Raw genomic sequence first — 13,375 nt, forward strand, 5'->3', positions numbered from 1 at the left:
ATTCCGATTGCCGGAAATCATCGAAGGGGTTGAATTTAAGGACGGGATCAAGCAGGAAAAACATGCCGCCTGATTACTGCGTCACCAACTTTTGGGCATAGCTCGAAATCGACCAGCCGCATGTCGTCGATACAGGCCTGATACGGCCCCATGTCCTTGGCCAGCGCCTTGGCCAGCGCGTTGACCGGCCCGCGGTCGTGGCCTTCGGCATCCATGCTTTCGGAAACAGACAGTTTCTTGTCGTCACCGATTTTCACCACCACCACGGCTTCGGACAGGCTAACCATCTTGTCATATTTGTTCTTGCGCCGCTCGACCGTCACCTTGTAGCGTTTGACCTCGAAAAACTCCGGCAGTTGCCCCAGCTCTCGCCGCGCCAGCAGTTCGAAACTGGCCTGCGCCGTGTCATAGGAATAGCCCTCTTCCTCGCGCTGTTTGATCACCTCTAGGATACGGCCAAGCGCGGGGTCACCCTTTTCCACCGCCAGTCCCGCATCGGCCAGACGTTTGCGCAGGTTTGATTGCCCCGCCTGATTGGACATCGGAATAATCCGCGCATTGCCCACTGTTTCGGGGTCGATATGTTCATAGGTGGACGGATCTTTCAGGATGGCGCTGGCGTGCAGCCCCGCCTTGTGCGCGAATGCGCTGGCCCCGACATAGGCGGCCTGATTTTTCGGCACGCGGTTCAGGATGTCGTCCAGTTGACGGCTGATTTTCACCAGCCCGTGCAGCGCGTCTGGCGTGATGCCGGTTTCAAAGCGCTCGGCCAGTTGCGGCTTTAACAGCAATGTGGGGATCAGCGTGGTCAGATTGGCGTTGCCACAGCGTTCACCCAGCCCGTTCAGCGTGCCCTGCACCTGCCGCGCGCCGGCCTCGATCGCGGCCAGCGATCCGGCCACGGCGTTTTCGGTGTCATTGTGGGTGTGGATACCCAGATGCGTGCCCGGCACGCCCGCGTCGATCACCGCCCTGGTGATGTCCGCAATTTCACCCGGTAAAGTGCCGCCGTTGGTGTCGCATAGAACCACCCAGCGGCAACCGGATTCATATGCGGCGAGTGCGCATTGCAGGGCGTAATCGGGGTTGGCCCTGTAGCCGTCAAAGAAATGTTCGGCATCAAACAGCGCTTCGCGGCCCTGCGCGGTGATATGTTTGAAACTGGCGGTCAGGTTTTCGAGGTTTTCCGCAAGAGTGATGCCAAGCGCGGTTTCCACATGGAAGGGGTGCGATTTGCCAACCAGACAAACGGCGCTTGTGCCCGCGTTCATCACGGCCGCCAGCACATCGTCATTTTCCGCCGACCGCCCGCTGCGTTTGGTCATGCCGAAAGCGGCCATGGTGGCGCGGGTTTTCGGGGCGGTGTCGAAAAAGGCACTGTCGGTGGGGTTGGCACCGGGCCAGCCGCCTTCGATGTAATCAACGCCAAGACTATCCAGCATTTCGGCAATCTGGATTTTCTCGGGGGTCGAGAATTGCACCCCCTGGGTTTGTTGCCCGTCCCGCAGGGTGGTGTCGTAAATATAAAGCCGTTCCCTCGTCATAATGCACCACCGGACGGCACCGCCGGACAGCGCCCGACCCTCCCCACGGGAGGGCGCTTTTGCAACGTTGGGGTTGGATAATAGGTTGTGGTTCCTGCGCCGTGGCTCACCCCCGAACCCTCACAATCGCCCACCCAGGGTCGGGCGCTGTCCTCTGTTGCTATGTTGGTCATAAAAGGGTCTCCAGTTTTTTGGGATCCAGCAGCCCATAATCTCGAACTGTTGCTTGCGGTCCTTGCCCAGTTGCTTTCAATTCAACCTGCATTCCTTCAAGCACCTTTTTTATATTGTCCGCTTCTTGATAGTTCTTTTTGTCTCGCATTGATTGCCAACGCCGTAAAATTGGGTTCAACAGTTCTTGCGCGTGCGAAAGGTTTCCCTCGCCTATCATTGCAACACCAACCAAGTCTGATCCTTGAACCCGAAACCAATCTACATCTTCGGCATCGGGAAAACCCAACAACCGCATCGCAGATTTCAACGCCGGGCCACTCATCCTCTGCATCTCGGAAAGTGCCATCGATATGTTCAAGTCATCACACAACGCATCGACAATTCTTGACGGAATGGTTGGAGCGGCTTCTACATCATCAGTTTTGAGAAACCACTTCCGCAAAGTCGCCTCGGCCTCTTGCCGTTTCTTCTCGGTCCAATCCATCGGCTTCCTGTAATGTGTGCTCAAAAACACAAACCGGATCACCTCGCCCGGCACCCCTTGGTCCAGCAGATCGCGCACGGTAAAGAAATTGCCCAAAGACTTGGACATCTTCTTACCCTCGACCTGCAACATCTCGTTATGCATCCAGACCCGCGCGAAATCGCCGTGCGGGTGGGCGCAGCAGCTTTGCGCAATCTCGTTTTCATGGTGCGGGAACATCAAATCATTGCCGCCGCCGTGAATATCGAAGCTTTCGCCCAGCAATTCGTAAGCCATCGCCGAACATTCGATATGCCAGCCCGGACGGCCATAGCCCCAAGGCGACTCCCACCCCGGCTGATCACCGCTTGACGGTTTCCACAGCACAAAATCCATCGGGTTGCGTTTGTAGGGGGCAACCTCGACACGGCTGCCAGCGATCATGTCCTTGATCGTGCGGCCCGACAGCGCGCCGTATTTCTCACAGCTTTCGACCGCAAACAGCACATGCCCCTCGGCCTCATACGCATGACCGCCTGCGATCAGTTCTTCGATCATCGTCACCATCTGCGGAATATATTGCGTGGCCCGTGGCATATGGTCCGGCTCGCGCGCACCCAGTGCCGCCATATCCTCCAGAAACCACTGCGTCGTTTCCGATGTGATATCGCCAATCTTGCGATTATCCTGCTCGGCTCGCGCAATGATCTTGTCATCCACATCGGTGAAGTTGCGCACATAGGTGACGTGATCTTCGCCGTAAACATGGCGCAACAACCGGTTCAGCACGTCGAACACCACCACGGGGCGCGCGTTGCCCAGATGGGCGCGGTCATAAACCGTGGGGCCGCAGACATACATGCGCACATTGCTGGCATCTATCGGTGTAAAGACCTCTTTCTTGCGGGTCTTGGTGTTGTGCAGTTTGATTTCGACCATGATATCCTCGTCAGGCGGCATTCCCCTGCGGGCATATCAACTTCGGTTTGTGATGGAAAACGAAAAGAACAGCCCGCGTGACCTATGTCAGCAGATAATGCAAATACAGCAAATTACGGCGTTCTGTTTCATGGGCCAATTGCTAGCAGAGTATCGTAGCCCTGACAAGAAGCCGATTTGGATGGATCAGATGTGCTCTTATCGCCGGATTTTCCCTAAACTATTGTTTAAAGGGAACCTCTGTAAATTCCCGTTTTCGCCTTCTTCGCGGCGGGGTGGACGGTTTTTCGCCTGTCCCGCCTGATTGCTTCGGATCATAAACCCATTTTCACCGGTTTCAAGCCGGTTTTGGGTATTTCAGGCACACCTCACCCCATGAACCCTTATCCCGGCGCCGCCAGGCCGCATTCGAACTGGACGAAGCGCTTCATGTTGTAGACCAGGTTCATCATCCCGATGCGAAATCGCGCCCGCTTCAGGCCGATGGAGCGGATCAGCTTGCCGCCCATGGAGCGCTCCTGAAAAGCGAATACATGCTCGACCCGGACCCGCACTTTCGAGCGCCTCCGGTTGGCCTTTTGCTGGCGCTCGCCAAGCGGCTTGCCGCGCCTGCCCTTGTGATGGATATGGCTGTGAAGCCCCCGCTCTTCCAGCTCGCTTTCGATCTTTTGCGAGCGATAGGCGCTGTCGGCCCACAGGTCCGATGAGGTGTTGCTCGCATCAATCAGACCGGCAAGCGCCTGGCTGTCATGCACGGCGGCATCGGTGACATCATAAGCGCGGATGAATTTGTGCCGCCGGTCGACATTGATGTGGTTCTTGTAGCCGTAATAGCTCTTGCCGTGCTTCTTCGTCCAGCGCGCATCCACGTCCTTCTGGCGCTTCTTGTGGGGTTTTTCCTCCCACTCTTCAGGCGTTTCGCCCGCCTTGATTTTCTCGTTCTCGTCCCTTTTGTTGTGCTGGCGCGGCGCCGGAACGATGCTCGCATCAACAATCTGCCCGCCCATCGCCAGATAGCCCTTTTCGCGCAGAAAGGCATCGAACTTGTCAAACAGCTCCTTCATCTTCCCGGCCCCGGCCAGCCTTTCACGGTAGGCCCAGATGGTCTTGGCGTCAGGTACGCTGTCTTCAATGCCAAGGCCGAGAAACCGCATGAACGACAGGCGGTCGCGGATCTGATACTCGATCTGATCGTCAGAGAGGTTGTAGAGCTGCTGCAAAACCATCGTCTTGAATATCAGCACCTCATCCCAAGGCGGGCGGCCAGCGTTGGATTTGCGCTGTTCGGGCGGCGTGCGCCATATGGCCTTCAGCTCGTCCCGGTAATCCTCGAACGGCACCATGTCGTTGAGCAACACCAGCGGATCACCAGATTTGTCCAGTCCCGCGTATCGGCTGGAAAGATCAAAAAATCCCATCTGACCCATGACAAAACCCCGTCGGTCGAATCATTTTCATCCTGATGACGATTCTACCCCGTCAGGCCGGATTTTGGGGGATTTTTAGAGGTTCCCTAAACGCTTCTTGCAAAGGATGGATCGGCCGCGAAATTGGCTTGGATAAATAATTTCTTTCTGTCGGGAATAATAATATTTCGTTTTATATCGGCACGTTGAACCTAAACTTTTGTTTGACAACCGGCATAAATGGCCAGTTGTCGCGCAATAAACCTCTGGCCAATACACACAACCGGCAATTGCAGCAATAGTGCCATATCAAAACGGCAAAGCCACTCACGGCCTGCTTCACACGTCCATCACGGACAAATCCAAACGCTCGGTTCTGGGCAAATACAGCTACAGGGAAATGCACGATGAAAAAACGAGCTATGCCCAAAAGTTGGTGACGCAGTAATCAGGCGGCATGTTTTTCCTGCTTGATCCCGTCCTTAAATTCAACCCCTTCGATGATTTCCGGCAATCGGAATGCGCCGTCGAGTTTACGCCATTTCTTCTTTGCCGACATCATCAGGCGGAAGGTCATTGCCAAGGCGGTCTTGCGCCCGAGGCAGCCTTTGGTCTTCTTCGTTCGGTGCCGCACGGTGGCAAATATGCTTTCGATGGGGTTGGATGTGCGGATGTGTTTCCAGTGCTCGGCAGGGAAGTCGTAGAAGGTCAGCAGCACGTCCCGGTCCTTGGTCAGCTTCCCCACGGCACGCTCGTATTTCACGCCATAGGCTTCGATGAAGAAATTGAACGCGGCCTCGGCGTCCCGTTTGTTCTCGGCCATCCAGATGTCCTGTAGATGGCCCTTGGCTTTGGCTTGCAGCGACTTCGGCATGGCATTCAGGACGTTGCCGGTTTTATGCACCCAGCAGCGCTGCTCCCGGGTCTCACCGAACACCTCCCGCAAGGCGTTCCAGAAGCCGAGCGCGCCATCACCAACGGCCAGATCAGGGGCTTTTCTGAGGCCACGACGTTGCAAGTCCAGCAGCAGTTCACGCCAGCTCTGGCTGCTTTCTCGATACCCGTCCACGAGGCCCAGAACATCCTTGTTACCCCACTCGTCCGCGCCGATGATCACCAGCATGCATTGCTTGTCAGCATCCGTGCGCGGCTTGAAATAAACCCCGTCGGCCCAGAAATACACATAGCGTTTGGCCGACAGGTCACGCCGGTTCCAACGCTCGTATTCTGCCCACCACTCCGCCTTCAGGCGCGAAATCGTGCTCGATGTCAAACCACCCGCATCAGGCCCCAGAAGGGCCGCCAGTGCTTCGCCGAAATCACCCGTGGAAATACCTTTGAGATAGAGCCAGGGCAACAACTCCTCGACCGACTTTGCCCGGCGCAGATACGGCGGCAGAAGCGTCGAGGTGAACCTGATCTTCTCCGCCCCCGTGCCACGATCACGCACCCGAGGCACATTCACCGGGACAGGGCCGATCCCCGTCATCACCTCGCGCTCCGGCAGGTATCCGTGGCGAACAAGGCGCTGGCGACCGGCCGAATCCCTCAAATGCGCGTGTTGCGCCATCAGATCACAAACCTCGGCCTCGACCGCCTGTGCCAACAGATCCCGCGCGCCTTTGCGCAAGATATCCGTCAGCGGATCAGGTGAAATTCCGGCTGGATCGGTAAACTCCAAAATAGTATCGTCTTCCATGTGGCATATCCTTTTCTCTCTGAGAATCGCGGCGCGTCAACACCGCCATGATATGCCACCCAATCACCCCATCACCAACTTTCGGGCATTACTCTGAAAAAACTACTTACAAGCACAGCAGCAATTGCGCTTTTGAGCATTACATTTGGAACATCCACAGCCTATGCACAGGCTGCGATCACCGACCCCGATCCGACCATGGCAACATCTACCCCAAAAAAGACAGGCACGGGTGCTACCGACACAGGCACAGGCACAGGCACAGGAACGACTGACACAGGCACCACTGGCACGGGCACCACTGGCAGCGGTTCAGACGACGATGACGAAAGTGATGACGACCATGGTGACGGCGGTGAAGGTGGTGATGGCCACGGTGGTGACGGTGACGGTGGCGAAGGTGACGGCGGCGAAGGTGGTGAAGGTGGAGATGGTGACGATTAATACCCTTCAAACCCGGCAGGCCCTATAACGGGTAACCTGGCCCCTCTGGTGTACTCTCCGCACCAGAGGGGTTTTTTATGTTTCGGCAATAAACCCGCCGCAAGTATAAACCTTGGTGGAAATCATTGTTCAGACTGTTTAAGTAGATCGTAAGTGACAGGATAACGAACAGGCCCCCAAGTATGAAAATCGAAAATCAAGCCGATCAACGCGGTATATCCCCCGTTCTTCTGAGCATAATCGTCGCGGCCTTTATCATGGCCGCATACAACAACACCTTCTGGGGCAAGGCCCAACGGATATTCGAGGGCAACACGCTGCATGTCGCCTTGTTCGGGCTGGCGGTTTTCGGACTGATCCTGTTTGTGATCGCACTGTTTTCCGGCAAATGGTTGCAAAAACCGTTCCTGATCTTTCTGCTGATGGTCGGCGGGGTGTCGTACTATTATATGGACACGCTGGGCGTGATGATTGACCGCGACATGATCCAGAACGTCATGACCACCACGATGCAAGAGGGCAAGCACCTGATCACCTTCGGTTTTATCACCCATGTGGTGATTTACGCGATCATTCCCTCGATTATCGTCTGGATGATCCCTGTAAAACGCCCGCGTTTCCTGCGCGCGCTGGTTAGTCAGGGGTTTTTGGCCATTGCCGGTATCGGGCTGTGTGCCGCATTGCTGTTTGCCAACTACAAGAATTTCTCTGGTGCAATCCACGACAACAAGGATCTGATGGGCAGTTTTCAACCCGGAGCACCAATTACCAGCACCATCCGCTATGCTAATCTGGTGCTGAACACCCGTGATATTGTGTTGCAACCCCGCGGCGAGGATGCCGTGAAAGGCCCGCTGATCACAACCGCGCAAAAGCCGGTTCTGACGGTGATCATGGTGGGCGAAACCGCCCGCGCACAGGATTTCAGCCTGCTGGGATACGAGCGCGACACCAACCCCGAACTGGAAGCAATGCGCGATGACATCACCGTGTTTGAAGACGTGCGCAGTTGTGGCACCGCCACCGCTACCTCTCTGCCCTGCATGTTCTCGCGGTTCGGGCGTGGCGATTACTCCTACGAGGCCGGTTTGGCCAATGAAAACCTGCTGGATATTCTGGCTCATGCCGGCGTCAATGTTGAATGGTTTGACAATAACACCGGCGACAAGGGGATTGCCGAACGGATTGGCGGTTTTCAGGCCCTGACCTATCAAAAAGATCCCGAATTCTGTGCTGTTGGTGAATGCAATGACGGGATCATTTTGAAAACCCTAAAAGAAAAATCCGCCACCATAACCGAGGATACGGTTCTGGTGCTCCACCAGATTGGTAGCCATGGTCCATCCTACTATCTTCGCTACCCCAAAGAATACGAGCGTTTCACCCCCGCTTGCAATGATTCCGAATTGAAAAATTGTTCCAGCGGGGAAATCAAAAATGCCTATGACAACACCATCGCCTATACCGATCATATTCTCGCGGAATCTATCAAATTCCTACAGGCGCAGGACAATGTGATCCCGGCAATGTTCTATATGTCAGATCATGGGGAATCACTGGGAGAAAACGGGATTTATCTGCATGGCACCCCCTATTTCATGGCCCCCGACACCCAGACCCGCGTGCCAATGATCCTGTGGTTTTCGGATGCGTATAAAAAGGCTTTCGGACTTGATCAGGCCTGTATGGACAGCCGCGCCAAACAGCCGGCAACCCATGAAAACATGTTCCACACGATCCTTGGCATGATGGACATCACCACCAGCGAACGGCTCCCTAAGCTGGATGTTACGTCCAACTGCCGGACAGCGGCGGAGTAACCCATGATCCAGCCGCAAAAACCCGAACGCACCACAGGCATCAAACATGTCTTTGCCGCGGCCAGCTATTCCCTTGGCGGGATCAAATGCCTTTGGAAAGAAGCCGCATTCCGGCAAGAGGTATTGTTATATCTTCTGGTCATCGCGGGGTTTGCCCTGATCGGCGCCACACCTGCGGAATATCTGATCGCAACCACCCTTGCCCTGTTGCTGGTTGCCGTCGAGGCCCTGAACACGGCCATCGAGGCCGTGGTGGACCATGTTTCCCCCGACTGGAGCGAATTTGCCCGCGATGCCAAAGACCTCGGATCATTGGCCGTCATGTGTTTGTTGATTGCAAACGGGCTGTTTCTGGCTTACGTGCTGTGGCAACATCTGATCCTTGCCTAGATAACGGAATGTCATGTCGAACCCGCTGAAAATCGTCGCCGTCCCGATGCACCCCGAAGGGGTTAAATTTGTTGCCATCTTTGCCGCGATCTCGATCGGGCTGGGCCTGTTGTGGGAACCGCTGTTCTGGGTCGGCATGGTGATGACCGTCTGGTGTTACTACTTTTTCCGTAACCCTGTGCGCTCGGTGCCACAAAAAGAGGGGCTGATCCTGTCGCCCGCCGACGGTGTGGTCAGCCTGATTTCCACCGTTGTCCCGCCCGAGGATATGGGGCTGGGACCGGACGAACGTGTGCGGGTTTCGGTATTCATGAACGTATTCAACTGCCATGTGAACCGCGCGCCAATGGCCGGTGAATTCACCCATATCAATTACCACAAAGGCAAATTCGTCAATGCCTCACTGGACAAAGCCAGCGAGCATAACGAGCGCAATTCCCTGACCATCACCAATGACGACGGCATCTCTATCGGCGTGATCCAGATTGCGGGCCTTGTGGCACGGCGCATCGTCTGTTTCGTCAAGGTCGGTGACAAGATCGAGGCGGGCCACCGCTTTGGCCTGATCCGCTTTGGCAGCCGTCTGGATGTGTTCCTGCCCGTCGGTGTGCAGCCCAAAATCGTGTTGGGACAAAATGCTGTTGCCGGTGAAACCGTGCTGGCCGATCTGTCCGACCCGCCCCCGAACTACGAGGGTGTGCGGATATGAATGTCCCCGAGGCCAAAAAAGTCCCGTTCAGAAGGTTCATTCCGAACTTTGTAACGATCTTTGGTCTGATTGCCGGACTGACAGCGGTGCGTTCGGGGATATCGGGGCATTTCACCTCGGCGCTGTATCTGTTGCTGCTGGCAATGCTGCTGGATGCGGTGGATGGCAAACTGGCGCGGATGCTGGAATCCACCAGCCAGTTCGGCGCCGAACTGGACACGCTGGCCGATTTTTTCAATTTCGGCGTGGCCCCGACCATTATCCTTTATGCGATGTTCTTTGCCGGCACGCCCTATGCCAATTTCGGCTGGCTGGCGCTGATCATCTATACCATCGCCTGTATGATGCGGCTGGCCCGTTTCAACGTCGCCCTGCTGGAAGATGACGACGAACCTGTTGATCAGCGTTTCTTTGTCGGCGTGCCCGCGCCCGCGCTGGCCTGTCTGGGGTTCCTGCCCGCGTTCCTGCTGTTGATGGGCTGGGACGGGGTCGCCACCCATCCGGTGATCGTTGCCCTCTATATCATCTTTGCAGGCGGTCTGGCCGTCAGCCGGATCCCGACCTATTCAATCAAAAAGCTGACCATCCCGCAGGAAAGACAGTTCATCCTGTTTGCCGGTGTGGTTCTGTTCCTGATCGTGCTGACGGTGTTCCCGTGGCATGTTCTGGCGCTGGTCGATCTGGCCTACCTCGTGTCGCTCCCCCTGTCCTATCGGGCCGCAAAACGCGGGTGAAATATAGAGTGTACAATATGACAACTGCATCGCTACGATTTACCCAAGCTGTGATAACGATCATTCTGGCAGGGGCGCTAGGGTTGTGTCTCGAAAGTGGTGGAAATTGATTTCAGGCACCTCCGAGCGGGTTGAGTTATGCGCCGGTCAGGCGGCTTGGTCAAGGGTTGCGTCGGCGACGGGCTGAGCGAGCGTTTCCCAGCCATCGACCTTTCGCATGACGATCTGCCCCGAGGCCATCAGAGCCCAAAGCAGCATCGGCACGGTCTCGGCGCATGGCAGCACGGTCTGGGTCTTGATGCGGCGGCGGAATTCCTCGTTCAGGCGTTCGATCGCATTTGTCGTTCTGGCCGATTTCCACTGGCCTTGTGGCAGACGCGTGAAGGTGAAAAGCTTATCTCCTGCTTCTTCCAAGCTGTCAGCGACGGCCTTGCATTTCAGCCGCCATTTTCGCAGAAATGCCTTGCGGCGGGTGGCGATTTCCTCGGGTGTTTTGGCGTAGATCATGTCGCGGTAATCTTCTGTCAACTCATCATGCATACGCTTGGGTGCCTTGGCCAGAAGGTTGCGGTGCTTGTGCACCGTGCACCTCTGGATCGGCAGATCTTCACCCCAGAGGGCAATGAGAGCGACCTCAAGTCCCGGTGCCCCGTCCACGATGACAAATTCGGGCCGTTTCAACCCGCGCGCATCCAGATCGTTGATGAACTGACGCCAGGCGGAGGTGCTTTCGCCGCCCATGTTCATCAGTGATAACAAGACCTTCTGCCCATCCCGGCGCACGCCAATCGCGGCCAGAACCGAGATATTGGTGGCCTTCCTGTCAATCCGCGTTTTGATCACGGTGCCGTCCAGGATCAGCCGCACGATGTCTTCATCCGCAAGGCTGCGGGCGCACCACGCCTGCCAGTCCACCTTCACCTTGCGCCAGGCGCGGCTCACCACATCCTTGCTGACCGCCCCCTGAAACAGGCCGAACAGGGCGCGTTTTACCCGCCGTGTGTTGGTGCCCGAAAGGTAGACAGCAGCGATCAGCGCCTCGGCCTTCTTCGTCAGCCGCTGGTAGCGGGGCAATGCCTTCGAGCGCCATTCTCTGGCCTTGCCGGCCTCGCCTGTGATCCGCGCACGCGGCACGCGCACCGTTTCGGTTCCAAATGTTCCGACCAGTTGCCGCTCGCGATGCCCGTGGCGGTATCCGGCCTTTGCCCCGCCGCTGCGGCCATACCGGCAACGGCCCAGAAACTGCTCCAGCTCCTCTTCGAAAACCGCCTCGATCGTCGCGCGGATGTTCTGGCGCAGCCGGTCTTCAATCGGGTCATAGCCTGCTTCATTGGCCAGTAGCGCGGATGTCGATGTTGCTGTATTCTTTGTCATGGCGTGATCTCCTTGGCGGTTCCAGCCGCCGGTTGGGTGGCTTCGATGCACCCGGAGATTACGCCGTCCTCGAATTTCCACCAAACTCGCGACACTACCCAGAAGGTTTTTGGGGGCATTAGGTTTTGTTCCTTATTGTGAGGGCAGATCGTAATTTGCAATCAGAACCTCGCCGCGTTCACCGCGTGCTTCATTCTTCAATCCGATTGTGTAGGTGGTTTTGATCTGCGCGATATTGAACTGCCCAAAGGTTTCACGCACCCCTTCAACATCATTTATAGGGAACCTCTAAAAATCCCCCAAAATCCGGCCTGACGGGGTAGAATCGTCATCAGGATGAAAATGATTCGACCGACGGGGTTTTGTCATGGGTCAGATGGGATTTTTTGATCTTTCCAGCCGATACGCGGGACTGGACAAATCTGGTGATCCGCTGGTGTTGCTCAACGACATGGTGCCGTTCGAGGATTACCGGGACGAGCTGAAGGCCATATGGCGCACGCCGCCCGAACAGCGCAAATCCAACGCTGGCCGCCCGCCTTGGGATGAGGTGCTGATATTCAAGACGATGGTTTTGCAGCAGCTCTACAACCTCTCTGACGATCAGATCGAGTATCAGATCCGCGACCGCCTGTCGTTCATGCGGTTTCTCGGCCTTGGCATTGAAGACAGCGTACCTGACGCCAAGACCATCTGGGCCTACCGTGAAAGGCTGGCCGGGGCCGGGAAGATGAAGGAGCTGTTTGACAAGTTCGATGCCTTTCTGCGCGAAAAGGGCTATCTGGCGATGGGCGGGCAGATTGTTGATGCGAGCATCGTTCCGGCGCCGCGCCAGCACAACAAAAGGGACGAGAACGAGAAAATCAAGGCGGGCGAAACGCCTGAAGAGTGGGAGGAAAAACCCCACAAGAAGCGCCAGAAGGACGTGGATGCGCGCTGGACGAAGAAGCACGGCAAGAGCTATTACGGCTACAAGAACCACATCAATGTCGACCGGCGGCACAAATTCATCCGCGCTTATGATGTCACCGATGCCGCCGTGCATGACAGCCAGGCGCTTGCCGGTCTGATTGATGCGAGCAACACCTCATCGGACCTGTGGGCCGACAGCGCCTATCGCTCGCAAAAGATCGAAAGCGAGCTGGAAGAGCGGGGGCTTCACAGCCATATCCATCACAAGGGCAGGCGCGGCAAGCCGCTTGGCGAGCGCCAGCAAAAGGCCAACCGGAGGCGCTCGAAAGTGCGGGTCCGGGTCGAGCATGTATTCGCTTTTCAGGAGCGCTCCATGGGCGGCAAGCTGATCCGCTCCATCGGCCTGAAGCGGGCGCGATTTCGCATCGGGATGATGAACCTGGTCTACAACATGAAGCGCTTCGTCCAGTTCGAATGCGGCCTGGCGGCGCCGGGATAAGGGTTCATGGGGTGAGGTGTGCCTGAAATACCCAAAACCGGCTTGAAACCGGTGAAAATGGGTTTATGATCCGAAGCAATCAGGCGGGACAGGCGAAAAACCGTCCACCCCGCCGCGAAGAAGGCGAAAACGGGAATTTACAGAGGTTCCCTATATATTGAAAAGAAACAGCGCCCTGACAGCTCAGAAAAGAACCTCAAGCGAGCAACCGTTTTGCGGAAATTCAGTATAGGGAACCTCTAAAAATCCCCCAAAATCCGGCCTGACG

Annotated in this window: 11 protein-coding genes; 6 read left to right on the top strand and 5 right to left on the bottom strand. The window is 56.3% G+C overall.

The genetic code is table 11. The features are described from left to right. Positions 1-47: 47 nt before the first annotated feature. The 4 genes from cimA to ACQY4M_RS01460 form a co-directional block, all read right to left on the bottom strand. Positions 48-1,544 (bottom strand): citramalate synthase, encoded by a 1,497-nt coding sequence (gene cimA, locus ACQY4M_RS01445; RefSeq protein ID WP_428539910.1) that lies wholly within the window; start codon positions 1,542-1,544, stop codon positions 48-50. Between the two features lie 169 nt (positions 1,545-1,713). Then, positions 1,714-3,120: a cysteine--tRNA ligase gene (cysS, locus tag ACQY4M_RS01450; protein WP_428540146.1), complete on the bottom strand. Its 1,407-nt coding sequence runs from the start codon at positions 3,118-3,120 to the stop codon at positions 1,714-1,716. 383 nt (positions 3,121-3,503) lie between these two features. Beyond that, a complete protein-coding gene (locus tag ACQY4M_RS01455; RefSeq protein WP_428539227.1) occupies positions 3,504-4,547 on the bottom strand; it encodes an IS5 family transposase in 1,044 nt (347 codons plus the stop codon). Between the two features lie 427 nt (positions 4,548-4,974). Then, a complete protein-coding gene (locus ACQY4M_RS01460) occupies positions 4,975-6,225 on the bottom strand; it encodes an IS256 family transposase (protein ID WP_428539230.1) in 1,251 nt (416 codons plus the stop codon). Positions 6,226-6,547: 322 nt separating this feature from the next. Between ACQY4M_RS01460 and ACQY4M_RS01465 the strand changes: the two genes are divergently transcribed. The 5 genes from ACQY4M_RS01465 (at position 6,548) to ACQY4M_RS01485 (ending at position 10,322) form a co-directional block, all read left to right on the top strand. Continuing rightward, a complete protein-coding gene (locus ACQY4M_RS01465) occupies positions 6,548-6,697 on the top strand; it encodes a hypothetical protein (protein ID WP_428539913.1) in 150 nt (49 codons plus the stop codon). Positions 6,698-6,851: 154 nt separating this feature from the next. Then, a complete protein-coding gene (locus tag ACQY4M_RS01470) occupies positions 6,852-8,489 on the top strand; it encodes a phosphoethanolamine transferase (RefSeq protein WP_428539916.1) in 1,638 nt (545 codons plus the stop codon). 3 nt (positions 8,490-8,492) lie between these two features. Continuing rightward, positions 8,493-8,879, top strand: a complete 387-nt coding sequence (locus ACQY4M_RS01475) for a diacylglycerol kinase (protein ID WP_428539919.1) — start codon at positions 8,493-8,495, stop codon at positions 8,877-8,879. A 13-nt stretch (positions 8,880-8,892) separates the two neighbouring features. Then, positions 8,893-9,588, top strand: coding sequence for a phosphatidylserine decarboxylase (locus tag ACQY4M_RS01480; RefSeq protein WP_428539922.1), 696 nt, complete (start codon positions 8,893-8,895; stop codon positions 9,586-9,588). After that, positions 9,585-10,322, top strand: a complete 738-nt coding sequence (locus tag ACQY4M_RS01485; protein WP_428539925.1) for a CDP-alcohol phosphatidyltransferase family protein — start codon at positions 9,585-9,587, stop codon at positions 10,320-10,322. The genes ACQY4M_RS01480 and ACQY4M_RS01485 overlap by 4 nt, the downstream gene beginning before the upstream one ends. Before the next feature lie 147 nt (positions 10,323-10,469). Here ACQY4M_RS01485 and ACQY4M_RS01490 read toward each other — a convergent pair whose 3' ends face one another. Next, a complete protein-coding gene (locus ACQY4M_RS01490; protein WP_428539582.1) occupies positions 10,470-11,696 on the bottom strand; it encodes an IS256 family transposase in 1,227 nt (408 codons plus the stop codon). Positions 11,697-12,063: 367 nt separating this feature from the next. On the opposite strand from ACQY4M_RS01490, the gene ACQY4M_RS01495 reads away from it, so the two are divergent. Further along, positions 12,064-13,107, top strand: a complete 1,044-nt coding sequence (locus ACQY4M_RS01495) for an IS5 family transposase (protein WP_428539227.1) — start codon at positions 12,064-12,066, stop codon at positions 13,105-13,107. Positions 13,108-13,375 lie beyond the last annotated feature (268 nt).

Source organism: Profundibacter sp. (assembly GCF_965277155.1).
Lineage (GTDB): Bacteria > Pseudomonadota > Alphaproteobacteria > Rhodobacterales > Rhodobacteraceae > Profundibacter.